The 25,837-nt window shown below is 58.1% G+C and carries 26 protein-coding genes, 1 tRNA gene and 1 pseudogene; 15 read left to right on the top strand and 13 right to left on the bottom strand.

The window, feature by feature from the left end; genetic code table 11:
- On the top strand, positions 1-182 hold a 182-nt coding region (locus tag E2L05_RS13035), incomplete at its 5' end, for a PucC family protein (RefSeq protein WP_208016258.1).
- 2 nt (positions 183-184) lie between these two features.
- The gene (locus tag E2L05_RS13030) at positions 185-1,363 is read left to right on the top strand and encodes a geranylgeranyl diphosphate reductase (protein WP_208016257.1); all 1,179 of its coding nucleotides are present in this window, start codon (positions 185-187) and stop codon (positions 1,361-1,363) included.
- Positions 1,364-1,600: 237 nt separating this feature from the next.
- On the opposite strand, the gene E2L05_RS21430 is transcribed toward E2L05_RS13030, so the two are convergent.
- Positions 1,601-1,744: an IS3 family transposase gene (locus E2L05_RS21430; RefSeq protein ID WP_449288512.1), complete on the bottom strand. Its 144-nt coding sequence runs from the start codon at positions 1,742-1,744 to the stop codon at positions 1,601-1,603.
- A 39-nt stretch (positions 1,745-1,783) separates the two neighbouring features.
- Positions 1,784-2,176 (bottom strand): annotated as a pseudogene (locus E2L05_RS13025) (IS3 family transposase); the annotation flags it as partial.
- 80 nt (positions 2,177-2,256) lie between these two features.
- On the opposite strand from E2L05_RS13025, the gene E2L05_RS21110 reads away from it, so the two are divergent.
- Positions 2,257-2,460 carry a BREX system Lon protease-like protein BrxL gene (locus tag E2L05_RS21110; RefSeq protein ID WP_243721975.1) on the top strand — a complete coding sequence of 68 codons (204 nt, stop codon included), beginning with the start codon at positions 2,257-2,259 and terminating at the stop codon, positions 2,458-2,460.
- A 23-nt stretch (positions 2,461-2,483) separates the two neighbouring features.
- Positions 2,484-2,759 carry an MIT C-terminal domain-containing protein gene (locus tag E2L05_RS21105; RefSeq protein ID WP_243721974.1) on the top strand — a complete coding sequence of 92 codons (276 nt, stop codon included), beginning with the start codon at positions 2,484-2,486 and terminating at the stop codon, positions 2,757-2,759.
- Positions 2,760-2,889: 130 nt separating this feature from the next.
- Here E2L05_RS21105 and E2L05_RS13015 read toward each other — a convergent pair.
- Positions 2,890-2,966: transfer RNA gene (locus tag E2L05_RS13015), tRNA-Ile, on the bottom strand.
- Between the two features lie 123 nt (positions 2,967-3,089).
- Between E2L05_RS13015 and purM the strand changes: the two genes are divergently transcribed.
- The 6 genes from purM (at position 3,090) to ureG (ending at position 7,871) form a co-directional block, all read left to right on the top strand.
- Entirely contained in the window at positions 3,090-4,142 is a 1,053-nt protein-coding gene (gene purM / locus E2L05_RS13010; protein ID WP_133343335.1) for a phosphoribosylformylglycinamidine cyclo-ligase, read from the top strand.
- Positions 4,139-4,738 (top strand): phosphoribosylglycinamide formyltransferase, encoded by a 600-nt coding sequence (gene purN, locus E2L05_RS13005; protein WP_133343334.1) that lies wholly within the window; start codon positions 4,139-4,141, stop codon positions 4,736-4,738. The genes purM and purN overlap by 4 nt, the downstream gene beginning before the upstream one ends.
- Positions 4,739-4,815: 77 nt before the next feature.
- Positions 4,816-5,973, top strand: a complete 1,158-nt coding sequence (gene rnd / locus E2L05_RS13000; RefSeq protein ID WP_133343342.1) for a ribonuclease D — start codon at positions 4,816-4,818, stop codon at positions 5,971-5,973.
- Positions 5,974-6,024: 51 nt separating this feature from the next.
- The gene (locus tag E2L05_RS12995; protein ID WP_133343333.1) at positions 6,025-6,558 is read left to right on the top strand and encodes an urease accessory protein UreE; all 534 of its coding nucleotides are present in this window, start codon (positions 6,025-6,027) and stop codon (positions 6,556-6,558) included.
- The gene (locus E2L05_RS12990) at positions 6,545-7,198 is read left to right on the top strand and encodes an urease accessory protein UreF (protein ID WP_133343332.1); all 654 of its coding nucleotides are present in this window, start codon (positions 6,545-6,547) and stop codon (positions 7,196-7,198) included. The genes E2L05_RS12995 and E2L05_RS12990 overlap by 14 nt, the downstream gene beginning before the upstream one ends.
- Positions 7,199-7,229: 31 nt before the next feature.
- A complete protein-coding gene (gene ureG, locus E2L05_RS12985) occupies positions 7,230-7,871 on the top strand; it encodes an urease accessory protein UreG (protein WP_133343331.1) in 642 nt (213 codons plus the stop codon).
- Positions 7,872-7,905: 34 nt separating this feature from the next.
- On the opposite strand, the gene infC is transcribed toward ureG, so the two are convergent.
- The 7 genes from infC to cysG form a co-directional block, all read right to left on the bottom strand.
- Positions 7,906-8,400 (bottom strand): translation initiation factor IF-3, encoded by a 495-nt coding sequence (gene infC / locus E2L05_RS12980; RefSeq protein ID WP_243721973.1) that lies wholly within the window; start codon positions 8,398-8,400, stop codon positions 7,906-7,908.
- A 204-nt stretch (positions 8,401-8,604) separates the two neighbouring features.
- On the bottom strand, positions 8,605-9,444 hold the full coding sequence (locus E2L05_RS12975) for a ferredoxin--NADP reductase (RefSeq protein ID WP_133343329.1): 840 nt from the start codon (positions 9,442-9,444) through the stop codon (positions 8,605-8,607).
- Between the two features lie 79 nt (positions 9,445-9,523).
- Positions 9,524-9,934, bottom strand: coding sequence for a DUF934 domain-containing protein (locus tag E2L05_RS12970; RefSeq protein WP_133343328.1), 411 nt, complete (start codon positions 9,932-9,934; stop codon positions 9,524-9,526).
- Positions 9,931-10,686, bottom strand: coding sequence for a phosphoadenylyl-sulfate reductase (locus E2L05_RS12965; RefSeq protein ID WP_133343327.1), 756 nt, complete (start codon positions 10,684-10,686; stop codon positions 9,931-9,933). The genes E2L05_RS12970 and E2L05_RS12965 overlap by 4 nt, the downstream gene beginning before the upstream one ends.
- Complete coding sequence (locus E2L05_RS12960) at positions 10,676-12,355, bottom strand: nitrite/sulfite reductase (RefSeq protein ID WP_133343326.1); 1,680 nt, start codon at positions 12,353-12,355, stop codon at positions 10,676-10,678. Before E2L05_RS12960 ends, E2L05_RS12965 begins: the two co-directional genes overlap by 11 nt.
- A gap of 12 nt (positions 12,356-12,367) precedes the next feature.
- A complete protein-coding gene (locus E2L05_RS12955; protein ID WP_133343325.1) occupies positions 12,368-12,673 on the bottom strand; it encodes a DUF2849 domain-containing protein in 306 nt (101 codons plus the stop codon).
- Positions 12,670-14,070: a siroheme synthase CysG gene (gene cysG, locus E2L05_RS12950; RefSeq protein WP_133343324.1), complete on the bottom strand. Its 1,401-nt coding sequence runs from the start codon at positions 14,068-14,070 to the stop codon at positions 12,670-12,672. Before cysG ends, E2L05_RS12955 begins: the two co-directional genes overlap by 4 nt.
- A gap of 157 nt (positions 14,071-14,227) precedes the next feature.
- Between cysG and E2L05_RS12945 the strand changes: the two genes are divergently transcribed.
- A complete protein-coding gene (locus E2L05_RS12945) occupies positions 14,228-14,689 on the top strand; it encodes an Lrp/AsnC family transcriptional regulator (protein ID WP_133343341.1) in 462 nt (153 codons plus the stop codon).
- Here E2L05_RS12945 and E2L05_RS12940 read toward each other — a convergent pair.
- A complete protein-coding gene (locus E2L05_RS12940; protein ID WP_133343323.1) occupies positions 14,686-15,870 on the bottom strand; it encodes a cytochrome P450 in 1,185 nt (394 codons plus the stop codon). The genes E2L05_RS12945 and E2L05_RS12940 overlap by 4 nt on opposite strands.
- 119 nt (positions 15,871-15,989) lie before the next feature.
- On the opposite strand from E2L05_RS12940, the gene rarD reads away from it, so the two are divergent.
- The 3 genes from rarD to E2L05_RS12925 are packed head-to-tail and all read left to right on the top strand — an operon-like array spanning position 15,990 to position 20,216.
- Positions 15,990-16,925, top strand: coding sequence for an EamA family transporter RarD (gene rarD / locus E2L05_RS12935; protein WP_341776751.1), 936 nt, complete (start codon positions 15,990-15,992; stop codon positions 16,923-16,925).
- Positions 16,926-16,964: 39 nt separating this feature from the next.
- Complete coding sequence (locus E2L05_RS12930; protein WP_133343322.1) at positions 16,965-18,323, top strand: LysM peptidoglycan-binding domain-containing protein; 1,359 nt, start codon at positions 16,965-16,967, stop codon at positions 18,321-18,323.
- A 54-nt stretch (positions 18,324-18,377) separates the two neighbouring features.
- Entirely contained in the window at positions 18,378-20,216 is a 1,839-nt protein-coding gene (locus tag E2L05_RS12925) for an ABCB family ABC transporter ATP-binding protein/permease (protein WP_133343321.1), read from the top strand.
- An 11-nt stretch (positions 20,217-20,227) separates the two neighbouring features.
- Here E2L05_RS12925 and E2L05_RS12920 read toward each other — a convergent pair whose 3' ends face one another.
- Together E2L05_RS12920 and E2L05_RS12915 are read right to left on the bottom strand one after the other, a co-directional pair.
- Positions 20,228-23,833 carry an efflux RND transporter permease subunit gene (locus E2L05_RS12920; RefSeq protein WP_133343320.1) on the bottom strand — a complete coding sequence of 1,202 codons (3,606 nt, stop codon included), beginning with the start codon at positions 23,831-23,833 and terminating at the stop codon, positions 20,228-20,230.
- On the bottom strand, positions 23,830-24,978 hold the full coding sequence (locus tag E2L05_RS12915) for an efflux RND transporter periplasmic adaptor subunit (RefSeq protein WP_133343319.1): 1,149 nt from the start codon (positions 24,976-24,978) through the stop codon (positions 23,830-23,832). Before E2L05_RS12915 ends, E2L05_RS12920 begins: the two co-directional genes overlap by 4 nt.
- Before the next feature lie 207 nt (positions 24,979-25,185).
- Here E2L05_RS12915 and E2L05_RS12910 point away from each other — a divergent pair, with 207 nt between their 5' ends.
- The gene (locus E2L05_RS12910; RefSeq protein WP_133343318.1) at positions 25,186-25,836 is read left to right on the top strand and encodes a hypothetical protein; all 651 of its coding nucleotides are present in this window, start codon (positions 25,186-25,188) and stop codon (positions 25,834-25,836) included.
- The last annotated feature ends 1 nt before the right edge of the window (position 25,837 follow it).

Below are 25,837 nucleotides of genomic sequence, written 5' to 3'. Positions count from 1 at the left end.
GCGGCTTGCTTGGCGCGATTGGGGTCGATGTCATGCGCGGACTTACACTCACGGATGCCACGGCTTTCGGCGTTGTCTTTCTGGCTGAAGCCACATTGTTTCTTGCCGCAGCAGCCTTGGCGGTGCGGGTCATCGAACGTCCGGTTTTGGGCGGCACACATCAAATCGTTCCGGGAGAATAATCATGTTCGATGTCATCGTCGTTGGCGGCGGGCCGTCTGGCGCAACAGCGGCCGAAGACCTTGCGCGCTCTGGCGCACATGTTGCCATGCTGGACCGAGATGGGCGGATCAAGCCTTGTGGTGGGGCCATCCCGCCCCGTCTGATCGAAGACTTCGCACTACCCGAAAGTCAGCTGGTGGCGAAAATCACGACAGCGCGCATGATTTCGCCAACCGGTCGAGCGGTCGATATTCCGATCGAGAATGGCTTTGTGGGCATGGTCGACCGGGAACACTTTGATGAATTTTTGCGGTGCCGGGCCGCAAAAGCCGGTGCCGAGCGACTGACAGGAACTTTCTTGCGTGTTGAGCGCGACGACCAGGGAACACATGTCGTCTATCGTGAGAAAGCGACCGGGGATGAACGCCGTGAGAGGACCAAACTGGTGATCGGCGCTGATGGCGCGCGGTCCCGAGTGGCCGCAGCAGAATTGCCCGGCGGCAGCAAGATCCCCTATGTTCTCGCTTATCACGAGATTATCGACGCGCCAGGCGCCACCGCAAACTACGATCCGGCGCGCTGCGATGTGATTTATGACGGTGCGATATCGCCAGATTTTTACGGATGGGTTTTCCCACATGGAAAGTCAGCCAGTGTCGGGATGGGGACGGCCCTTGGAAGTGTGGATCTAAAGCAGGCAACGGCCGCGTTGCGCAGTTCTGCCGGGCTTGCTGAGTGCAAAACGCTTCGTCGTGAAGGCGCGCCCATACCGCTCAAGCCACTGGATCGTTGGGACAATGGGCGTGACGTGGTTCTGGCTGGTGACGCCGCAGGTGTCGTTGCGCCATCGTCAGGCGAAGGCATCTATTATGCAATGGTGGGAGGGCGCGTGGCGGCAACTGCAGCTATGGCAACCCTTATGAGCGGTGATGTGGCCAAGCTGAAACTGGCGCGGCAGCTCTTTATGAAAGAGCATAAAACGGTATTTCGGGTTCTAGCGTCTATGCAGAACGCCTATTACCGCAGCGATGACCGGCGCGAGCGCTTCGTATCTTTGTGCCATGATATCGATGTCCAGAAGCTGACGTTTGAAGCCTACATGAACAAGCGCCTCGTGAAGGCCCGGCCCATGGCGCATGTGCGGATCGGGCTAAAGAACTTGGCACATCTGACGGGGCTGGTCCGGCCAGGGTTTGTTTGACACCAAACTGTTCCGGCGGTGCGATCTCTGTCATCCAAACGTCCTAACCGACTGTTTTCATGGTATCAGAATCGAAGTTGACGGTGGATTTTCCGATTTACCGGGCCACCTCGTTCCAGCGATCTCCGGGACCCATCTTGAATGCTTGCCGATCCGCGCCGCGATCTTTGGCAGGGCGATGTGACTGCGGGAAACGCTGTGGACTTGTCCCACTTTCGTGCCGTCTTGAGTGCTGGTTTAAGCCGCTTTCGTTTCGAATGCGACAGGGCTTTTCCAGCCCGATGCTGAGTGACGGCAGCGCGGATTGTTGAAGCCGTTGATGTATTCGAAGATCGCCATTTCAGCCTGCCGCCGTTGTTTCCAAGACAGGTGCCAGACCAGTTCAGCCTTGATCTGTGCCAGTGTGACGAGATCGGATCACTGGCTGCGGCTTGCTGGGCGGCTTCGCAAAGCCCTCAAGCCACGTGTGCTGACACCGACAACAATGCAAAGTCGGTTGCTGGAAAGAGGCCGCTGTGTTCTTCGACTAACCTGAATCTCATTGCTTTAGGTCCGCAAGGAACTGGATGGCTTTTTAGGATGCCCCTCTCCTCCTTGAGGAGCCGGTTCTCACGTCGAAGTCGGTCAGTCTTTTGGGCGAGGCTTACATCCTCTTTCGAAACCACGTCAGTTTCTCGATGGGGCCGTGGTGCATTTGTTCAGCGTCGATACTCTGACCCCCGGATCGTCAGCCACCCGCTAACGCCAAAGCCCACTGGTCAGCGCGACCCGCACCGCATCCTGGCGGAATTCGTCCCGCCGTTTCAGTCTCATAGTCAGCTTCCATTGTTGCAGTAAATGCTATCAAAGGAGCGGCATCAAACTGCGACAGGTCCAACGCCATTTACAAAACTATGTCGGGGCTTTTGAAGTTGATCTTCCCAAACGGTGGCGAGGCCCCCGAGGATGTCGAAAAACTGCTGCGGCTGGCTATGGAAAGCCGAAAGCGCGTGAAGGACCAACGGGCTCGTATCGATGCGACCTATCCTGAGGTAGGATTTGATTGCATTGGCCCCGAGGGCAAAAAGCGCCGTGAGACCAGATCAAAATTCATCTGATAACAGGACCGGATGACGGCAACGTGGCCAAGCAGCGTGAGCTTCTGGAGTCCATAGATGACGCTTGTGCGCGCAACGGTATCGAGTTCACTTGGGTTTTCGACGGTACTGGCCATGCACGCGATATCACCACCGACTCAAGCAGGAAGATCGTCCTTGACCGTGGGTTGGACATCTTTCAAGCGTCAATCAGAAAAGTTGGGCTTTCGCTTGCCGACGGGCTGCAGGATCACCGCACGATAAAGGGATTTCACGCGGCCTACGTCAGAAACTTAGGTCACGGACAACAGGCGTTATAGCCCGACGTGGTTCAAATAAAATCAAGGTGTTGTCAGGAAGTGGCACAAGATACCCCAACTGTGACCCGCCGAAATCGCCGATTTGGCAAAGTTGCCCCTGCCGGAACACTGAGGAAACGTCGCGTGGGGATGGTAGGCCCGGCAGGACTTGAACCCGCAACCAAAGCGTTATGAGCGCTCTGCTCTAACCAATTGAGCTACAGGCCCCCATGCAGGTGGTTATCAGACCGCGCGGGGCCGTCAAGTCGTCACCTTATGTGCCTTCACGCTTTCCTTTCGCTTCACTCTGCGCTACGGCCACGGCCACGGTTGAGCGGCAAGGAGACTTTGATGACCCAAGGTAAGAACGGGCTGACATATGCACAGGCCGGCGTGGATATCGACGCAGGCAACGCCTTGGTGGAACGGATCAAGCCCGCGGCGGCGGCGACCTCGCGTCCCGGAGTTATGGCGGGCCTCGGCGGCTTCGGTGCGCTTTTTGACCTGAAGGGCGCTGGTTTCGTTGATCCTGTGCTGGTCGCGGCGACTGACGGTGTCGGCACCAAGCTGCGCATCGCGATCGACACGGGCAAGGTTGACACCATCGGGATTGATCTTGTCGCCATGTGCGTCAATGATCTTGTGTGCCAAGGGGCAGAGCCACTGTTTTTCCTTGATTATTTTGCCACCGGCAAGCTTGAGACAGAGATTGCGGCGCGCATCATCGAAGGCATCGCCGCAGGATGCACGCAGTCTGGCACGGCCTTGATCGGCGGCGAGACAGCCGAGATGCCGGGTATGTATGACGCAGGCGATTTTGATCTCGCAGGTTTTGCCGTCGGTGCGATGGAACGCGGGACAGCCTTGCCCGCAGGTGTCGTCGCGGGCGATGTTCTGCTGGGTCTTGGGTCTGACGGGGTGCATTCAAACGGGTACTCGCTTGTTCGCCGGGTGGTGGAGCTTTCTGGATTGGGCTGGGATGCGGCCGTTCCGTTTGAAAGTTCGGAAGAGACCCTGGGCGCCGCACTGCTGGCCCCAACGCGGCTCTATGTAACGCCAACTTTGTCTGCGATCCGCGCAGGCGGGGTGCATGCCCTGGCGCACATCACGGGCGGCGGCTTGACCGAAAACTTGCCGCGCGTGCTGCCCGAAGGCCTTGGTGCAACAATCGACCTCGGGTCTTGGTCGTTGCCGCCGGTGTTTGGCTGGCTGGCCGAGGTTGGAGGGATTTCAACTCCAGAGATGCTCAAGACGTTCAATGCCGGTATTGGCATGGTCGTTGCCGTTTCAGCTGATCGTGCCGACGCGATAAGCGCGCTGCTGCAAGACGCGGGCGAAACGGTGCACCGGATCGGCGCCGTAACCGAAGGTGACGGAGTATCCTATACCGGGACGCTTGGGTGACACAGCGCGTTGCAATTTTAATTTCGGGTGGTGGGTCGAACATGGTTGCGCTTGCGCGATCCATGACCGGCGATCACCCGGCGCGTCCTGTTCTGGTTCTGTCTAATCGGCCAGATGCGGGTGGTTTGGACCGTGCGCAGGAAATGGGAATTGAGACGGCCGTTGTCGACCATCGTGCGCACAAAGGCGACCGGCCGGGGTTTGAGACGGCCCTGAACACAGCGCTGGATGCAGCAAAGCCGGATTTGATTTGTCTTGCAGGTTTCATGCGCGTTCTGACGTCGGCCTTCACCGAACGCTGGGCCGGGCGCATGTTGAACATTCACCCGTCGTTGCTTCCGAAGTATCGCGGGCTCGACACACATGCCCGCGCGCTTGAGGCCAAAGATGCGTTTCACGGCTGCACGGTTCATGAAGTCACCGCAGAGCTGGATGGCGGGCCAATCCTGGGTCAAGCGCGATTGCCGATTTTGCCCAACGACACGGCCAGTTCCCTTGCTGCGCGGCTCTTGCCACTGGAACACGCACTGTATCCGCTTGTTTTGCGGCGGTTCTGTGACGGAAACCGCGACCCGTTGACCATCGACGCCGAGTGATGGCTTTGTTCAGCTTGTATTCGCTGCGCGAGGCGATAACCTGAGCGCCTTGTGAAGTGAAAGACAGCGATTTGCCTATTATTACCCTGACGACGACCGAAGAGCTTGCCGACTACTGTACGCGCGCTCGGCAGCACCCTTATGTCACCATCGACACGGAGTTTTTGCGCGAACGCACTTATTATTCGCAGCTTTGTCTCATCCAATTGGCGATGCCGGGCGATTCTGACAATGACGCTGTGCTGGTTGATCCATTGGCCGGAGAGCTGTCGCTTGAACCGCTTTACGACCTTTTCCGTGACACATCTGTGGTGAAAGTTTTTCATGCCGCACGGCAGGATCTGGAAATTTTCTATTTTGATGGAAAGTGTTTCCCGACACCTTTGTTCGATACGCAAGTCGCTGCAATGGTATGCGGCTTTGGCGAGCAGGTCGGTTATGAGACGCTGGTGAAACGCATCGTGAACGAACCGCTCGACAAGTCTTCGCGCTTTACCGACTGGAGCCGCAGGCCGCTTTCTGATGCGCAAAAAACCTATGCCTTGGCGGATGTTACGCATCTGCGCACCATTTATGAATCTCTCGCGGCCAATTTGGACAAGCAGGGTCGCCGTAAATGGGTTGAGGAAGAGATACAGGTTCTCACCCGGCCAGAAACCTATGTGATCCAGCCCAATGAGGCGTGGAAGCGCGTAAAGACCCGCACGAATTCGGCCCGCTTCATGGCCGTTGTGGCGAAGCTGGCGGAATTTCGCGAAGGCTATGCCCAGGCCCGTAACGTGCCACGCAGCCGTGTTTACAAAGACGACGCATTGGTCGAATTGGCGTCTGCAAAGCCGGCCAATATAGGTGATCTTGGCAAGTTGCGGCTTCTTCTGCGCGAGGCTCGGAAAGGCGACATCGCCGAAGGGATCTTGAAGGCAGTCGCAGCCGGTCTCAAAATGCCCGCCGAAGATGCGCCGCGCCCGGACCGAAGCCGCGAAAAGTTGATGGTGAACCCGGCGCTGGCCGATTTGCTGCGCGTGTTGTTGAAGACGAAATCTGAACGTGCGGGCGTGGCCCAGAAGCTGATCGCAAGTGCGGCTGATCTGGATCTGATCGCAGCAGGCGAACGGGATGTTGCAGCGCTGTCAGGGTGGCGCGGCGAGGTTTTTGGGCGGGATGCTCTTCGTTTGTGCAATGGTGAAATTGCTCTGGCTGCCAAGGGCAATGATGTGGCGATCATTCAACTTTGATCCGCTTGTGGATGCTTGTGTCGCCGCGCGGGGCGGGGCAGTCTGCCGGACATGACACACGCCCACTCACCTGAGCCTGCACAACAGGCCGCGATCCCCAGCGTTACCGATATTGTCGTTGATGCATCTTTCGAAGACACCATAACGCTTGACTACGAAGCGCGATTTGTGCGCCGCAAGCGCCTTGTGTGCGACAGCGGGCGCGCCTTTTTGATTGACCTGCCAAAGGCCCGCGCTTTGGCCGAAGGCGAGGCCCTGCGCCTGTCCGACGGGACGACTGTTGCGGTGCGTGCTGCGCCTGAGCCGTTGCTGGAGGTCCGTGGCGCACTGCCACGCCTCGCATGGCACATTGGTAATAGACACACGCCTTGCCGTATCGAGGCGGATCGGCTTTTGCTGCGCGAAGATCCGGTGCTCGCGAAGATGTTGAAACATCTGGGCGCAGAGGTGACACACATCGAAGCGCCGTTTTCACCAGAAGGCGGGGCGTACGGCCATGGGCGGACATTCGGGCACAGCCATGCGCCTGACACCCACGACCACGACCACGACCATAGCCATGCGCATGATCATGACCAGTCCTGACGATCCTGCGCGCGATCTTTTGACCCTGTCGCAATGGCTTTCGCCCGCTTTTCCAGTCGGGGGCTATGCGTTCTCGCACGGTCTGGATCACGCGGTTTCAGTTGGCGATGTCAGCGATGCCGCCAGCTTTGCGGCGTGGCTTGGCGCGGTTTTGAGGCACGGCGCCGGGCGATCGGACGCTATCTTGGTGGCGCATGCGCAGTCCGGTGGTGACCTGGAAGCGTTGAACGATCTTGCCGCAGCGCTCACGCCTTGTGTGGAACGCTGGACAGAGACTTTGGCACAGGGCCGCGCTTTCGTACGGACCACAAACGCACTACTCGGAACGGACCTCCCCCTAGATTGTGCGTTTCCCGTGGCCGTCGGGGCACAGGCGCGTGCGTTGTCCTTGTCCACATCAACGGTCGCCAGTTTTTTTCTTCAGGCATTTGCGAGTAACCTGACCAGTATTGCAACGCGTATCGTCCCACTGGGCCAGACTGAAGCGCAAGCTGTTCTGGCAGGACTTGCCAACGACATCGCAACGTTGGGTGATCTGGCGGCAGAGGCTCGGTTGGATGATCTGACCAGTGGTGTGCCGGGCGCAGATCTGGCCGCCATGTTGCACGAAACACAAGAAGTGCGGCTTTTCCAATCGTGATGAGCCGCACCACACCACAGGAGCACGTGACATGAGCATAAACGGGCCGTTGCGCGTTGGAATTGGAGGGCCGGTCGGTGCGGGGAAGACAACGCTGACAGAGCAACTTTGCAGGGCGATGGCGTCGCGGCATTCCATGGCTGTCATCACCAACGATATCTACACTCGGGAGGATGCGGATGCCTTGGTGCGTGCACAGGTCTTGCCAGAAGCACGGATACGCGGTGTTGAAACCGGCGGTTGCCCTCATACGGCAATTCGCGAAGACGCATCCATCAATCTTGCCGCATTGGCGGATCTAAGTGCAGCGTTCCCTGATCTTGATTTGGTCCTGATCGAATCCGGCGGCGATAATCTGGCGGCGACCTTCAGTCCCGAATTGGCGGACGTAACTCTGTACGTAATTGATACTGCGGCGGGTCAGGATATCCCGCGCAAGAAAGGTCCGGGGGTGACCCGCTCTGACCTTTTGGTGATCAACAAGACCGACCTTGCGCCGCATGTGGGCGTATCGATCGACCTTCTTGAACGCGACGCTGCGGCGTCACGCGGCACGCGTCCTTTTGTTCTGGCCAGTTTGCGCCATGGAAAAGGTGTTCCTGAGATTGTGCAGTTTCTGGAGGAGGTCGGTGGTCTGACAAGTACACCAGAAAAAGCGAAAGGCCCGGCTTAAACCGGGCCTTGTGTATCAGAGCCATTGATCGTGATCAGCGCGCGCTTGGGCCGATCATCATGACCATTTGGCGACCTTCCATCTTCGGCATGTTTTCAACCTTGCCGATTTCTTTCACATCCTCTGCGACGCGTTCCAAAAGTTCGCGGCCAAGGTTTTGGTGTGCCATTTCACGACCACGGAACCGCAGGGTGACTTTTACCTTGTCACCACCTTCGAGGAACTTGAACACGTTGCGCATCTTGACGTCGTAATCGTGCGTGTCGGTGTTCGGTCGGAATTTGACTTCCTTGACCTCGATGATCTTCTGCTTCTTTCGCGCTTCGCTTTCGCGTTTCTGCGTCTCGTACTTGAATTTCCCGAAATCCATGATCTTGCAGACCGGTGGGGCTGCGTTCGGAGAGATTTCGACCAGATCGAGTCCAGCGCGTTCAGCAAGTTCCATCCCACGGGTGGGCGTGGTCAAACCGATGTTTTCGCCTTCAGCCCCGATCAGGCGGATTTCAGGCACGCGAATCTTGTCGTTCACACGAGGGCCTGTTTCACGGGACGGCGGGGCGTTATGGGGTCTGCGGGCTATTGCGGCGTTCCTTCGATGGTTGCGAGTGATTGAGCTTTCATAGTCTTGCCGCGCGCCAAGATCAACTGCGCGCAGGCCTCAAGCATAGCACAAAATAGGGCATCACGGCGTGTTTCTGCACGTGTGACAGCAATTTTTGGTGGCACGATTTGATCAGCCGACAAAAGCCTTCTCAACAACGTACTCGGCGGGTTCAGAATTGGCCCCTTCGTGCAACCCAAAGCCTTCGAGAATTCTCTTGATATCGGTGTTTAGCCCCATCGATCCACACACCATGGCGCGATCGGTTTCCGGAGTGATGCCACCGATGCCCAGATCTTTGAATACGGTGCCATCTTCGAGCAAAGTGGTGATCCGGCCCATTTTCGGGCTCTCTTCGCGCGTCGTGGTGGGATAGTAGACAAGCTTGTTCAGCCCGTCACCGAGCAGCTCCTGCATCATCTCGTCGGATTTCAGGCTATCCACCAGTTCCCGGCCATAGGTCAATTCGGCCACATCCCGACATGTGTGTGTCAGGATAATCTGGTCATAGTCTTCATAGGTCTGGGGGTCGCGGATCAGCGATGCAAATGGGGCAATCCCGGTTCCGGTTGCAAAGAACCACAACCGTTTGCCAGGCAGCAATGCATCATGCACCAGCGTGCCAACCGGCTTGGGTCGGAGGATCAACTCGTCGCCGGGCTTGATATGTTGCAACTTGCTTGTCAGCGGGCCGTCCGGAACCTTGATCGAGTAGAATTCCAGTTCTTCGTCCCACGACGGCGACGCAATGGAATAGGCCCGCAGAAGGGGCTTTTGCCGACCCGTCTTTGGGTCTGGATCGCCCATCAGGCCAATCATCACAAATTCGCCCGACCGAAATCGGAGCGAGGCAGGGCGCGTCACGCGAAACCGAAACAGCCGGTCGGTGTAATGCTGCACCTCGGTCACGGTCTGGGCGTCGGGAAGGGTCTTGATCGGGGCTGCGTCAGTCACTGTGGTACGTTCGTTCATTTTATTCATATCGGGCTGGCGCATTCAGCGCGCCCCCGGTCCTTTCGTATCGCGAAATTAAGATGCGTCCCAGCCCCAATCAGGCCCGAAGCCGCGACTGATAGTCATGCGCGTGCACATCGGCGCGGGCACGCCACTGCTCTTCCGGTTGCCGGGCTGCCAAATCGGCGTCGATTTCCACTTCGTCAAAGCCGGATCTGCGGGCCATTGTGTATTGATCCGCCAAAACATGACCAGCGGCCCGAAGGCGGCCCGTAAACCCCATCCGGCGCAAACGGCGTGCCAGGGTAAAACCCCGGCCATCCGCAAAGCTTGCAAACCCGATACGGATCAAGGCCAGTCGGTCAAGATGATCGGCCAAATCATCGGGGTTGGCATCACCGGGCACATCCACAGCGGTGGCGCTTTCATCCGCGACCTCGTCTAAAGTTGCGATGGCACCTGACCATGTTTCAGGAGTAAAGCCAGCGTCTTGCACGATGATGTTCATGCTACTTTCCCTTTTTTGATCGGTCCACGAACGATCTTGCCGTCCACAATGTGAATCCCGCATTCTTCTTTGTCTTGCCCCCGCCAGCGGCCCGCACGCGGGTCTTCGCCGGGCTTCACCTTGCTGGTGCACGGGGCGCAGCCAATCGACGGATACCCCTGTGCCACAAGGGGATGCCGAGGCAGACGGTTGTTGATCATATAGTCCTGAACATCTTGCGGGTCCCAATGGGCCAGTGGGTTGATCTTCAACCGATCCTCGCCGTCAGTCTCAAAGAACTCCAGCGCCGCGCGCGTCCCCGCCTGATACCGTTTGCGCCCCGTTACCCACGCATCGAACTCTGCCAAAACCCGGTCCAGTGGACGGGTTTTGCGAAGATCACAGCACGCATCCGGATCCGTTTTGTGCAACGTTCCGTCACGGTCCTCGACAGCCACGTCCAGCGCGCGCGCCTTGATCCGGCGGATGTTGGTCAACCCCAGTTTGTCAGCGACGTCGGCCTGATACGTAAGCGTCTCTTCGAACAGCATTTGCGTGTCGATGAAAAGGACCGGTGTTTTGGGGTCGATGACCGAGACCATGTGCAAAAGCGCAACGGACTCGGCCCCAAAACTGGAGACCAGTGCAACACGGCCAACTTGCTGATCTGACAAGGCCCGCTCAAGCACAGACGTCGCCGAGTGATGCCGATAACTTGTGTTGAGCAACGCCGCCCTGAGGGCTGCGCTGCCAGGGTGTGTCTCAGGCCGCATGAGCCCGCCCGCTTCGCGCGCTTTCTCCGTACAAGGCGTCCTTGAACGGCTCCATGCCAAGGCGGCGGTAGGTTTCGATAAAGGTCTCGTCATCGCTTTGGCGAATGTTCAGATATGCTCCGATGAGACGTTCGATTGCTGGAACTATCTCATCATAGGCGAATCCGGGGCCTGTACGTTCTCCGATCACAGCTGTTTCCGTGCCATCGCCGCCCAGAGTGATCTGGTAGTTCTCAACGCCAGCGCGGTCGAGGCCAAGAATACCGATATGCCCCACGTGGTGATGCCCGCATGCGTTGATGCAGCCCGAAATCTTGATCTTCAGCGGCCCGATTTCGTGTTCCAGCTTCAATTCATCAAATCGCGTCGCGATTGTTTGGGCCACTGGAATCGATCTGGCTGTCGCCAATGCGCAGTAATCCATGCCGGGGCATGCGATGATATCCGACACTAGGCCCACATTGGCTGTGGCCAGTTCTACTGACGCCAACGCATCGTAAATCGCAGGCAGGTCGGATTTGTGCACATGGGGCAAGATCACATTCTGCTCATGGCTGATGCGCAATTCGTCATAGGCGTGTGTTGCCGCAATATCGGCCAGAAGGCGCATTTGATCTGACGTGGCATCACCGGGCGTCTGGCCCTGCTTTTTGATCGAAACGGTTACGATCGCATGGTCTGCGGACTTGTGCGCGGACAAGTTGGTATCGGCCCAGGACCGGAACACCGGATCAGCGGCATAACGCACTTCAAACGAGGTGGTCTCGGCCTGCCGCAACGGTGGCGGGGCGAACTGTGCTTCGATACCGGCCAAGATCTTTTGATCCACGCCGCTGAATTCGCCGCGAATTTCGGCAAAGCGCGCGTCAACCAATTCGCGGAACGTATCAAGGCCGTTCTCATGTACGGTGATCTTGATCCGCGCCTTGTATTTGTTGTCGCGACGCCCCAGCAGGTTGTACGTGGCGACAATGGCTTCGCAATAGGGCAACAGATCAGCCTTTGGCAGGAATTCGTTGATGACCTTGCCGATCATCGGTGTCCGGCCAAGACCGCCGCCGACGATGACTTCAAATCCCGGCTCACCAGCGGCGTTCCGCACCATGCGCAGGCCAATATCGTGGGCCTTGGTTACGGCGCGGTCTGTCGGGCTTCCGGTGACTGCAATCTTGAACTTGCGCGGCAGGAATTGAAACTCTGGATGGTCAGTAGACCATTGGCGCAGAAGCTCGGCCACGGGGCGCGGGTCTTCAATCTCGTCGGCAGCGGCACCGGCGAAATGGTCAGCGGTCACGTTCCGGATTGTGTTTCCGCTGGTCTGAATGGCGTGCATGCCGACATCCGCCAGCGCATCAAGCATGTCAGGCACATCGCCCAGTTTTGGCCAGTTATATTGAATATTCTGGCGCGTGGTGAAGTGGCCATAGCCCTTATCCCACTTGTCAGCCAAATATGCCAACTGGCGCATCTGGCCACTGTTCAAAGTGCCGTAAGGGATCGCAACCCGCAGCATGTAGGCGTGAAGTTGCAGGTACAGACCGTTCATCAAGCGCAGCGGCTTGAATTCGTCTTCGGTCAGCGAGCCGTCAAGCCTCCGGTTTACTTGACCCCGAAACTGGGCCACGCGGTTGCGAACAAAGGCTTCGTCGAATTCGGTATACGTATACATCTGGAAAACCTCTTAACCGTGACGTTCTGCTTGTTTGCCGTGGGCATAGTTTGAAGGCCCGCGCGCCCGGAAGGCTTCGCGGAAATGTACCGGCTCGGGGCCATGTGGGCCGGATTTCGCATCAGCCAAATACGCGCCAACGATATCGCTCGACTGGCGCGTTGCGTGGATCAGCCGAATTTCCGCATGAGCTTCGTCGTCAATCAACTCAGCCTCTGAATGATTGCGGCTCCAGCGATCATCGGCGGTCAGATAGATCACGTCGCCTTCGCGAAGATCATTTGCGGTGATGACTTTTGGTGTGAAACGGCGGCTCATAGCGCGATGTCCTTCGGTGAAAACTGGGGCAGGGTGGCTGCGGCTTCGCGCGGGGCGATCCCGTACAGCAGCAATGCGGGGCCTGTGAGTGCTGCAGCCTTGATGTCGTCCGAGAGCGTTCCGAGGGTGGCTGAAATCACCCGTTCGTCTTTGCGGGATGCGTTCTCGACAAGGGTCACAGGGGTATCAGACGCGGCGCCGTGCATCATCAGACGCCCTTGAAGGAAGCGCGCGCCCCGCTTGGCCATGTAAATAGCCGCGACCGTGCCGGGGCGGGCCAGCGCCTGCCAGTCATGTTCGGCAAAGCCGTCCATATCGTGGCCTGTCAGAAACCGCATTTCAGAATTGCGCCCGCGCCGGGTCAAGCTTTGACCTGCGCTTGCCACGGCAGCCGAAGCTGCGGTAATGCCCGGCACAACCGACCAAGATTGCCCAGCAGCTTCGACGGCTTCGATTTCTTCGTCTAGACGGCCATATACGGTTGGGTCGCCGGATTTCAGCCGCACGACATGGGCACCCGCACGGACGTGTTCGACGATCAAAGCGTTAATCTGGTCTTGCGGCATGGATGGGCCGAAACCTTCTTTACCTGCGGAAATCAAATCGGCTTCGCGCCGAGCCAACTCAAGGATTTCGGGTGCGATAAGTCTGTCATGGATAATAACATCCGCTGTATCGAGCGCACGGCGGGCTTTCAGGGTCAGCAGCTCTGGATCGCCCGGTCCTGCACCGACGAACTGAACGCGGCCCGCTTCAGGCGCTGTTGTCGTGTGGCGGTCCAGCAGCTTGCTCAATTCAGCGCGCGCGCCTTCCTCGCCACCGTCCTCAAGTGCATGCGGCCCTGTTCCGAAATAGTAGTCGGCCCAAAAATCACGACGTTTCCGGCCCATGGGCAGAATGTCAGCAGCCTTGCGAAAGCTCTTGCCGATCCGCGCAAGAACACCAAGGCGAACTGGCAGCGCGGCCTCAAGGTCGGCCTTGATCTTGCGGGCCAGCACAGGCGCCGCACCTTCGGTTCCGATCGCGACCGTCACTGGATCGCGGTCTACGATGGCCGGGGTGATGAACTGGCTGTTTTCCAGATTGTCGACGATGTTTACCAACGCCCCGTCGGCACGGGCCAGCATGGCAAAACGCGCGTCTTCGGCAGCATCTTCGTTGGCGCCATAAGCAAGCACAGCGCACAGCGCGTCGCCAACCTCGGCCGCGCGGCGGACCAATCGCAACTTACCCACCGTATCCCACGCCTCGATTTCTGGAGCGGGATGTTCGGCGAACACGGTCACATGCGCTTCTGTTTTCAAAAGAATGCGCAGCTTGGCCAGTGCCGCTGCACCGCCGCCCGACAAAACGACACGGCGTCCAGCAAGGGCGACAAAGATCGGAAAATGTTGCATGTCGTGTGCGGTCCTGATTGCGTGGCTTTAGGCTGGGCTTGCTAGTGTATATAGAATATTGTCCCAATAGATGCCTAGTATCCCGGTCTAATAAGGAAAAATGTTCCAATTGGCGGGCTGCATGGAAAGACTGTCTCAAGAATGGAGTGCAATCGGAATGAATGCCCGCGTGGACGACCTAGACCGAAAAATTCTTACAGAACTTCAAGCTGATGCCAGCCAGACTTTGGATGAAATCGCCAGCAAGGTTGGTTCGTCCAAGACTCCGGTCTGGAACCGGATTCGCAAAATGCGCGAGACGGGCGTCATCGGTGCGACCACTGTTATTCTTGATCCTGACAAGCTGGGTTTGGAAGCGTGTTTTTTCGTTCTGATCCGGACCTCGGAACACGAAGCCGAGTGGCAGAACAAATTCTTGGAAACCTTGCGCGCACGCCCCGAAGTGCTTGAGGCGCATCGGCTTGCTGGTGAAATTGACTACATCCTGAAAGTTCAGGTCGCCAACGCCCGCGCCTATGACGATTTTTATCAGGCGCTGATTTCGGAAGTGCGGATTTTCAACGTCACTGCACTGTTGTCTATGGAGCGGATCAAACACACCACTGCGTTGCCGGTCTAACTGCCGCAGGTCACCATAAGGCGTGCATGTCCGTGAAAGTGATAGATGTCTGCCAGTTCGGCCGGCATTGAAAGGTTCAGGTCAGGACATCGTTCAAACAGCACTTGCAACGCAATCTGCAACTCCAGTCTCGCCAACGGGGCGCCAAGGCAAAAATGTACGCCAGCGCCGAAACTGGTGAGCGTTGGACCGGTTCGGCCAGGTCGAAAGCGATCGGGGGCGTCAAAAGCGCTGGGGTCACGGTTGGCCGCGCCCAACATACAGAGCACCTCATCGCCCGGTTCAAATGCGTGACCGCCGATTTCCAGAGGTTCCAGGACATAGCGCGCGAAAACATGCAGCGGGGGATCGATCCTGAGGCATTCTTCAACCGTCGCCGCAATCTGCTTTGGCGCGGTAAGGCTGTCGGCGTGTCCTTCGCTCAACAAGCGCACCACTGCATTCCCAAGGCTGTGCACTGTTGCTTCGTGTCCAGCGTTCAAAAGCAAGATCACCGTGGCGAGGCATTCGTCACGGGTCAGGGCGCCGTGCGTTTCTGCGTCCAGCAAAGCGGTAAGTAGGTCATCCTTGCCATTGTTGCGCTTGGTATCCATGACATGGCCCAGCCAGTCGGAAAATTCCCGCGACGCGTCATTGGCTGCGCGCGCATCCTCGGCGCTGACATTTGGGCGATACATGGCAACCATTGCATGAGACCAACTCAAAAGCTGTGCGCACGCTGTTTCGGGCACTCCCAAAAGCCGTGCAATCACAATGACCGGAACTCGTGCGGCATAGGCTGCAACCAGGTCAAAAGACGTTTCTTTGGGAAAGGCGTCGATCAGACTTTCGCATAACGCTTTGATTTCAGGCGCAAGCGCCGCCACTCTGCGGGAGGTAAACGCGCGCAGAACGTGACTGCGTAACCTTGCGTGGCGGTCGCCCTCCAAATTGAGCAGGGAAAATGCTTCGGCCCGAGCAAAATCGGACATATCGGGCGAAAAGCCGGGCAACCCATCAGGCGGAACGCGGCCCATGCGCCGGTCGCGCAGGGCGGCGGTCACTTCGGCATACCCCATCAAGGCGGGCAATCCGTATTCGGTCCAGAATACGACCGGGCCGTGCGCGCGTGCGGCGTCGTAAAAGCCGTAGGGGTTTTGAACGAACTCAGGATCTGTAAAGGGCTGCGATACATGTTTCATCTTTTGTGGCGTAAAGCTGCGAGGTGGAATTTTCCAGATGCTTGAACAGGGCGTCGACCACTTTTCAGGACTTGCGGTGTTTGGACCCATCTGATTTTGGGCATGGGAAACAACCGGAGATGACCCGCATGTCGGACGGCATGAAAGGCGTGCTGACGATGATCGGCGCTTGCACCATTTGGGGGCTATCGCCCCTGTACTACAAGCTGCTGTCCGATGTGCCTCCGCTGGAAGTGCTGGCACACCGGACGATCTGGTCGCTGCTGTGTTTCGCGGTAATCCTTCGTCTGCGTGGCCATCGCGCGTGGATCCGTACCTGCCTTGGCGGGCGCAATCGCTTTGTGTTGACACTATGTGCTGCGGCCGCAATTTCGGTGAATTGGGGCGGTTTCATCTATGCGGTGCAAACTGGTCATGGGCTTGAAGCGTCGCTCGGGTATTACATCTTTCCGCTCGTCGCCGTCATGCTTGGCTTCGCGCTTTACAAGGACCGTCTGCGCCCGGTGCAGTGGGTCGCCGTGGCGATGGCGACGGTCGCTGTCACGGTATTGACTGTTGGGCTGGGGGTGATCCCGAAGCTGTCAATTTTGCTTGCGATAACCTTTGGGCTCTACGGTGTTTTCAAACGGCGCCTGAAGGCAGACGCGATGGAAACAGTCGGGGCCGAAGTACTTTTGCTTGCACCGCTGGCAGTGGTTTGGCTTGCGGGTGTCCATTTCGCAGGATGGACAGATATGACGGGTCGTCCGGGAGCCGTGTTTCCCCATGACATGGGTGCGACGGTGCTTCTGATCTTGTCAGGGCCGTTGACGGGTATGCCGCTGATCCTTTTTTCGTATGCAGCGCAACGGGTTACGCTTCCGACCATAGGCCTGATACAGTATCTGAACCCCACGCTGCAATTTCTGTGCGCTGCTGTGGTTTTCGGCGAGCTTGTGACCACATGGCATGCGATAGCGTTTCCGTTGATATGGGCCGGTCTCGCCATCTATTCATTCGATAGCTTTCAAGCAGCGCGCCGTACCGCCGCTTCGAAGTCCACCAAAGAGCTTTGACCCAGCGTAAGTACCTTGCTATGTAAGCAGAATTCAGCTTTGCCGCCAGAAAGCCTTGCACCTGTGTCTGCCGAACCAACTTCCTCTTCGACATCCCCATTTCGCGTTTGGGGCGGGCTGGGCCTTTGCGGCGTTGGTGTCATCATAGCTGCTGTCATTTACTTGCCAGATCTTCGGTTGCAACCAGTCCCCACAACGGCCTCCCCCGCGCCTGAGCGCGCATCGGCGCCAACTAGCGGCGCGCCAAGCGCAGAAGACGCTGCTGATGCAGAGGCTGCACGCGCTGAACCTGACGCGTCCGCCGGTGAGCCAGAGTTTGAAGTCGTCCGGATGGAACCGGATGGCACGACCCTTGTGGCTGGAACAGCGGATCCGCTTGCGCAAGTGTCGCTTGTGGTCGACGGTGTGACCCGCGCCAAGACCGAAAGCGACGCTGCAGGACAGTTCGTTGTCTTTGTGACCCTTGAATCATCCGTTGATGCACGTGTCATGTGGCTTGTGGCCCAAGACCGTGCTGGCGAAGTTCTGTCATCGCGCGACACTGTTTTGCTTGCGCCGGGGCGCGCGGTCGGGGCTTCACCGGGCTTGGCCGGGCAGGGGCCTGAGATTCCCAAACCAGTTGACGGGGTGCAGCCGACTTCAGCCAGCGCGCTACTTGCCGCTGCGCCGCCGACGCGGCCCGGTTCGTTGGACATAGCGCACGCACCGGCAGATCCAGACATTGATCTTTCTGGCGGTGTGCCGGCCGCGGACCCGCAATCTGTGGTTGCACCTGCGTCTGGCCTCGCAGAGTCCGCCCAGACGTCCACCCCGGACGACCAAACACTCTCGGCGCCGGTCAAAGTCGCTGCCGCGCCCTCCGCCCCTGCGCGCGCGCTTCTCAGCGACGAAGGCGGCGTGCGGATTTTGCAAACAGCGCCCTTGTCGGGCCTGGGACAAGTACGGTTGGATAGCCTCGACTACGGTGCCGACGGGGCAGTCGTTTTGCGCGGCCGCGCTGCGCCGGGTGGCACTGTGAGCGCCCGACTTGATGGCAATGTGCAGGCAAAAATTGCCCCGGATGCCGATGGGGCATGGACGCTCAGCCTGACCGATGTGGCACCGGGTGACTACGCGCTCAGCGTATTGCGTCAGGATGATCACGGTGCCGTGTCTGACGAAGTTGCACTACCGTTTCGGCGCGAGGCCCCCGGCGTTGTTGCTGCGGCGCTGGCCGGTGCGCCTGCAAGGGTCGTGACCGTTCAGCCCGGGGCCACGTTGTGGGCCATTGCGCGGGACCGATACGGGGATGGAACACGCTATGTTCAGGTCTATGATGCAAACCGAAGCGACATTCGAAACCCCGATCTGATTTATCCCGGTCAGGTGTTCGAACTGCCGGCTGAAGTGCGCCCGTGACAAGTGCTGCGCGGGGCACTACGTGCAACGCATGAGACAAACACGGATCCCTCGATGAGACCAAGCACGGACGCAACCGCGCCCGAAGACCGCATAAAGCCCCAGAACGGGGAAGAGGCAGGTGCGTTCAGCATCATTGCGCGCGTTGGGCCGTATCTTTGGCCCGACGATGCGCCATGGGTCCGTGTGCGCGTTGTCGCTGCCCTTCTGGCGCTTGTGGTGGCGAAAATTGTCGCGGTCGGAACACCGTTTTTCTACAAGGCGGCGGTGGACTCGCTCGCAGGCGAAGGTGGCGGCGATGCGCCCTTCATGCTGGCGATGGGAGCGGTCGGTCTGACCGTGGCCTATGGTGTTGCGCGTGTCCTAAACGTCGGATTTCAGCAACTGCGCGACGTGATTTTTGCCCGCGTGGGCCAACGTGCGCTGCGTGCCGTCGCGATCGAGACTTTCACCCATATTCACCGCATGTCATTGCGATACCACATCACCCGCAAGACAGGCGGGTTGAGCCGGATCATGGAACGTGGCGTGAAAGCCGTGTCGTTCCTGTTGCGCTTCATCCTGCTCAGCATTGGCCCGTTGATGCTTGAGTTGTTGATGGTGGGTATCGTTCTCGCGACCCTGTTCGACATCTGGTATTTGGTCGTCGTGCTGGTGACGGTTATATTTTACGTCGCCTTTACCTTTAAGGTGACCGAATGGCGTGTCGGCATTCGGCGCGAAATGAACCGTCAGGATACGGACGCCAACCAAAAGGCTATCGATAGCCTGTTGAACTTCGAAACAGTCAAATATTTCGGGGCTGAAGACCGCGAAGCGCGTCGATACGACAGCGCGATGGCTGGGTACGAGGATGCGGCGCTGCGCACATCCTATTCCCTGGCGTTCCTGAATTTCGGGCAGTCCCTGCTCATTTCAGCGGGCTTGATCGGCGTGATGGTCATGGCGGCGTTTGGCGTTAGCCGCGGCGAGTTGACTGTTGGCGACTTTGTTATGGTCAACGCCTACATGATCCAGATTACCATACCTCTGAACATGCTTGGGATGGTGTACCGGGAAATTCGGCAAAGCTTGATCGACATGGGCGAGATGTTCGCGCTATTGGATCAGCCGCCCGAAGTGTCGGACAAACCCGGTGCGCCTGCGCTGCGCATCACCGATGGGCGAGTTCGGTTTGATAATGTCGAGTTTGGCTATGATGCGGCGCGACCAATCCTTAAGGGGATAAGCTTTGACGTGCCACCGGGGCATACCGTGGCGCTTGTCGGCGCTTCTGGTGCGGGAAAATCGACCATCGGGCGACTGCTGTTTCGGTTTTATGACGTCTCGGCCGGGGCAGTGACAATTGATGGCCAAGACCTGCGCGACATCACACAAAGCAGTCTGCATGATGCCATCGGGATCGTTCCGCAAGACACCGTTCTGTTCAACGATACGCTTTATTATAACATTGCCTATGGCCGCGACGGGGCCACGCGCGCTGAAATCGAAGAGGCGGCGCGTGCGGCAAGGTTGCACGATTTTATCGCGTCCCTTCCCGAAGGGTACGAGACTCAGGTGGGCGAGCGCGGGCTAAAACTGTCCGGCGGAGAGAAGCAGCGCGTCGGCATTGCCAGAACATTACTCAAGAACCCACCCATTGTCCTGCTTGATGAAGCAACAAGCGCACTCGACACCCAGACAGAGCGGGATATCCAAGACAGCCTTCGTGCCATGAGCACGGGACGGACCGTGATTACCATCGCGCATCGCCTGTCCACAGTTGTAGAGGCCGACACAATTCTTGTCATGGAAGATGGTCAAGTGATTGAGCGTGGAAACCATGACAAGTTGCTTGCATTGGATGGGCAGTACGCACGGCTTTGGAACCGTCAGGCGCGCGAAGCCGCCTGACGTCATTGGGTTTACTCTGCTGCCTTTAAAGGGGGCTGGCCTTGTCTGCTGCCACCGCTGACCGGATCTATATCCACATCCCAAATAATCTCAGGGGCGCGCAGTTTGCGGGCTTGCCGCTGTAATACCCAGTCTTGGGCAGCTCGGCTGGTGCGGCCGCCGGTGATCCGCCCAAGCAGCCTGCCAAGGGCCAGAACATATACCGACGCCCAAACCCGCAGCGCCAGCATCGCGGGCGTGAACACCAAGGTCAGAAGCGTTGCGATACCAAGCCCGAACACAACCGCCGTGGCCAACTGAATCCACCACAAGGCCGTGGGGCTGTTCAGCGTCGCGCCGCCATTGATGAAGTCAAGGCTAAGGCCGAACATCATGGGCGTAAGCCCTGCCATCGTGGTCAGTGTGGTTAACAACACCGGGCGAATACGCGTTTCCGCCGTGCGCACGATCGCTTCGATCCGAGGCATATAGCGGCTGTATTCCTGATAGGTGTCGATCAGAACAATGTTGTTGTTCACCACAATTCCGGCAAGTGCGACGATCCCCGTGCCAGTCATGATGATCGAAAATGGCTGCCCCATGACCAGCATCCCGATCAGAACGCCAGTGGTGGACAGGATCACAGCAAGCAAGACTAGCGTGGCGTTATAGAAACTGTTGAACTGCGCTAAAAGGATGATGAACATCAGCCCAAGCGCCCCCAAGAACGCGTTCCCGAGAAACGCTTGGCTTTCGGCTTGCTCTTCTTGGTCACCTGTCCATTCCCAATCGATCCCGGCGGGAAACGGCTGTTCGGTGTTCAACCATTCCGTCAGCAGCGCGATGCGTTCATTGGCATTGATCGGTGCGCCGGATGGCGTGGTAAGACCGGAGTGCACATCTGCTTTGACGTCAAAATACCGCTTCTGATCGATCCGGTTAATTTCGGCAAGCTTGCGCACGGGTTGTATTGAAATGAAGTTTGCCAGTGGGACAAGGCCGTCCATCGTGCGCACGCGCAACGTATCAAGTGTGGACAACAGGCGCTGCTCTTCAGGAAGACGGACGCGAATGTCTATTTCTTCGTCCGAACTGTCGACGCGCATCGTGTCGAGGAATATCCCGCGTGTGACAAGTTGCACCATCGCGCCAACAGTTGCGACATCGGCCCCAAACCGGCCAGCTTCTTCTACATCGACATTGATTTCCCAATCGATGCCGGGCAGGGGCAGAGAATCCTCGATGGCGAACAGCCCATCGGTTTCTTCGAACTTGCTGCGTGCGATCAGTGCAGCGGCGGACAGATCTTCCCATTGCTGTCCAGTCAGTCGCAGGTGCACGGGTTTGCCTTGGGCGGGGCCTTGGGCAAGATCGGTGATTTCGCTATAAATCCCCGGAATCTGATCAAGCTCGGCCTGCATACGTTCAATGACCGCATTGCCGTCATAAAACGGGTCAACTTCGGCGCGCAGGAACAGCCTTTTCAAAAAACTGCCTTCGGCATCGACCCGGGGGCGGTCGGCCCAAGGGATCATCTCGAACTGCACTTGCCCGATTGAGTCGCCCGGCCCTTCGCCACCGCCGGTATTGGAATTCAACCCGCCTTCGCCTGCAAACGCGAAGGCATTTGAAACGCCCTGTGTTGCCAGAACCACTTTTTCAACCCGTTGGACCAAGGCATCTTTATCGGCGATCGACAGATTGCCGCGGGCCCTGACATATACGATGGCCTGTTCCGGTTCGCTTTCGACGAAGAATTCGACGCCGTTGTTGTTGGCCCCGAAGTACCCGAAAATTGAGACCACGAAAAAGATAACGGCGCCGATTGTGACGAGCGGCATGACCGGGTTGCCCGCAATGGCTTTGATGAACAAACCAAATGGTGTGCGCCGGGTGCCCGCACGAATTCGGCGCGCCTTGCGGGCGGGTTTGACCGCTGTCATCGCGATGGAGGTTGCAGCGGCGCCCAAGACGAACACCACCATGCCCGGAACGGCACCCACGAACCCGGCCGGCGCCGCTTCGCCCAGTAAATAAGCAGGATTGATGACCTGCATTGCGCCGAGGAAGAGCACGTACATGGAAACGGGAACCAACGCGATCCGCAGGATCAAGGGCAATCCGGTCAATGATTGTGCGGCCTGTTCGAACGCTCGGGCAAGACGCCCGGATACGCCGCCCATGACAGGCAGATAAATCAGCGCAACGATCAGAGAAGCCGACAACACAAAGATCAGTGTCACAGGCAACATCCCCATGAACTGGCCCGGCACACCCGGCCAGAACAGCATCGGCAGAAACGCACACAACGTTGTAGCGGTGGAACTGACAATCGGCCAGAACATGCGTTTGGCGGCTTCGACATAGGCACGCATCGGGCCTGACCCTTCTGCGATGCGCCGGTCGGCATACTCCACCACGACAATTGCCCCATCTACGAGCATGCCCACGGCGAGGATAAGCCCGAACATGACGATGTTGGAAATCGTCACCCCCATGATGGCGAGAAACGCAAAACACAGCAGGAACGATGTCGGTATGGCAAAGCCCACAAGCAGGGCAGGGCGTGCGCCCAATGACGCCAGAACCACGATCATCACCAACGCAATAGCGGTCAGAACAGACCCTTCCAACTGGCGAACCATGCTGTCCACGATGGTGGATTGGTCATTGGACGCGGTCACGGTGACAGCGTTTTGCAAAGCCTGCGGCCACAATTCTCGCTCTGCGTCCACTTCACTGCGCACCAACGCAGCAGTGTCGATCAGGTTGTAGCCCTTGCGTTTTACCACCTGCAACGCGACCGTCTTGCTTCCGTTGAACCGTGCCGTTCCCGCCCGATCTTCGAATGTCAGACGAATTTCAGCCACGTCCGACAGGGTAACGACCCGGTCGCCATTGGTCTTGACTGGCAGGTTGAACACATCGCGGCTGTCGTTGAACGAGGACGGAATTTTGACACCAAACGCGCCGTTGCCCAATTCCAACTCACCCGCTGCGATAAGCTGGTTGTTGTTCACGACTGCGTTGATCAGGTCCGACGCGGTGATATCGTAACTTTCCAGACGGACAGGGTCGATAATGACCTCAAGCATCTCGTCGCGTTCCCCGGCAAGCGGGGCTTCCAGCACCGCTTCAAGGCCCTCAAGTCGGTCCTGCAGTGACTTGGCCAATTGCAGCAACGTCCGTTCTGGCACTTCGCCGGTCAAACTGACGATGATGATCGGAAACTCGGAAAAGTTGATTTCGTTGATCGAATACTGCTCTGCACCGCTGGGGAACTTGGCTTCCGCCTTGTTCATGGCTGCGCGAATATCGGCCAAAATCTTGGTCTTGTCCCAACCAAATTCGAACTCGAGCCCGATACCGGCATAGTTCTCGGCAGCTGTCGCCGTCATGGTTTTCAGCCCGTCCAGATCCGACAGCTCGGTCTCCATCGGCTTGACCAAAAGGCTTTCGCTATCTACCGCCGAAATGCCCGGAAACGGAACCGAGACGAAGATTGCAGGGATCTCGATGTCCGGCTCGCCTTCTTTTGGCAGCAGGGCATAGCAATAGCCGCCGACGATGAGTGACAAAGCGATAAACGCAAGGATCATCCGTGCGCGCGAGGCGGCCCAATCGACAATACCTGTCATGTGGCGTTCTCCGCTTCTACAGCGCGCACCTTGACGCCCTGCATCACGAACTCCTGTCCCGTGGTGATGATACGCACGCTGTCTGGCAAGCCGGTGACGATCACCCCGTCAGAGGTGTCGCGCAAGACCCGGACCGGAAAAAACTGCACTGTGTCTGTGTCATCGACGGTGCGCAGGCCCATGTTTCCCTGATCATCCAGTGTCAATGCCGAGGCCGGTATACGATGCGCTGCAACGCCTTCGGCCGCAATGGCCACTTCTGCAGATTGACCATCGCGGATTGTCAGACCGTCATTGGCTGCCGTAATTTCCACACGGAACGTGCGGGTTGCCTGATCGGCGGAGCGGGACAGAAATGTGACCTTGCCTTGCACATCCCGGCCTGAAGAAAGCCGCGCCTGAGCCCCTGCACCAAGCTGCACTGAATCGACCAACGTTTCTGGAACATAGGCGACGATTTTGATCGGGTTGAGTTGGAGGATCGTGGCGCAATGTGCACCTGGTTGCATCAGGCTGCCCAATTCCGCGGTGTCCGTGTCTAGCACACCATCGAAAGGGGCCGCGATCACAAGACGGCCAAGCTCCGTCTTCGCGGCCTGAACTGCGGCGCGGGCGCTTTGTAGTGTGGCCTTTGCGCCGACAGCGCGGGTTTCCGAAGCAAAACCACCCTCTGCCAGCCGAGACGCAGCGGTGTCTGATATCTGGGCTTCGGCCAGACTGGCCTCGGCTTCGTCTAGTTGGGCTTGGCGTATTCCGGGGTCGATCTGGCACAGTGTGTCGCCCGCTGTGACGAAAGCGCCTTTGCGCAGCGGCTCTGAAATTACGCGGCCGGAAGTTTCGGATTGCACGTCCACATGGCGCACGGCTTCCGTCTGTCCGCGCAGGGTCACAGCAGTATCCACCTGACTCGCCACGCTTTGCTGAAAAACGACCGCCACGCGTCGAGCCTCCTCGGCGACATCAGCTGTTTCGCTTGTGTCCGTCGATGCTTGCGCTGGTTGTGGGGTGGTCACGGTTTCGTCTGGCGCAGCCATTGGGTCGTTCGGGGTGGCCCCTGCAAACTCCATCAACCGATCACGTTCGAAGACCACGGCGTAAAGCACTACGGAGACCAAGATGGCCGTCAAAACCGAAAGAAATCGCATAACCAGACCTTGTTTGATACGTCAGCACGCCGAGCCCTTTTGGGGCTGCTACAAACGCACTAAACCGGTGGGTTCAGTTCAATCACTTTTTTACCTTACGTTCAAGCAAAGAGCGCTGCAGGTGCGAAGTGGGAAATCGTCTGGCGACCCTTGGCAACACCGGTCCGACCGGGCTATGTACGCCCGACCTGAGCCGGGAGTGAACGCGTGAGCCAGACCGACAGTTTCATCGACGAAGTCACCGAAGAGGTCCGCCGCGACCGCCTGTACGCTCTTGCGCGGCGGTATGGCTGGATGGTTGCACTGGTGCTGGCGCTTGTCGTGGGCGGCGCAGGATTTCTGGAATGGCAAAAAGCCCAAACGCGTGCAGCCGCGCAGGCAAAGGGCGACCAGATTTTTGCAGCACTGGACAGCGGCACGGCGGCAAGTCGCGCAGCAGCCCTGTCCGACATCGACGCAGATGGGATCGCGGGCGCGTTGGTTCAAATGCTCGCGGCATCAGAATTGGCCCAAGCAGATGTGGCCCGCAGCGGCGAAATCCTCAAGACATTGGCAGAAGACTCAGATCTGCCAATGGTCTATCAGCAGCTGGCGTTGCTCAAACTGATTATGTTGCGCGACTATCCAATGTTCAGTGACGAGAAAATCTCGCGTCTGGAACCGATGACGCAGCCCGGCGCGCCGTTCCGTTTGTTGGCAATGGAACAACTGGCACTGCTTCATATGGATAATGGTGATACGGACAAAGCCTTGGATTTGTTGCGCCCAATTATGACAGATGCTGAAGCCTCGCCCGCGCAAAGAGTACGTGCACAGCAAGTCTTCATCGTTCTTGGCGGTGATCTGGAAGGCGCATAAC

It is taken from the genome of Meridianimarinicoccus aquatilis (assembly GCF_004358675.1).
GTDB lineage: Bacteria > Pseudomonadota > Alphaproteobacteria > Rhodobacterales > Rhodobacteraceae > Meridianimarinicoccus > Meridianimarinicoccus aquatilis.
Note: the sequence above shows the minus strand (reverse complement) of the source record. Positions and strands in the feature narration are given on the sequence as shown.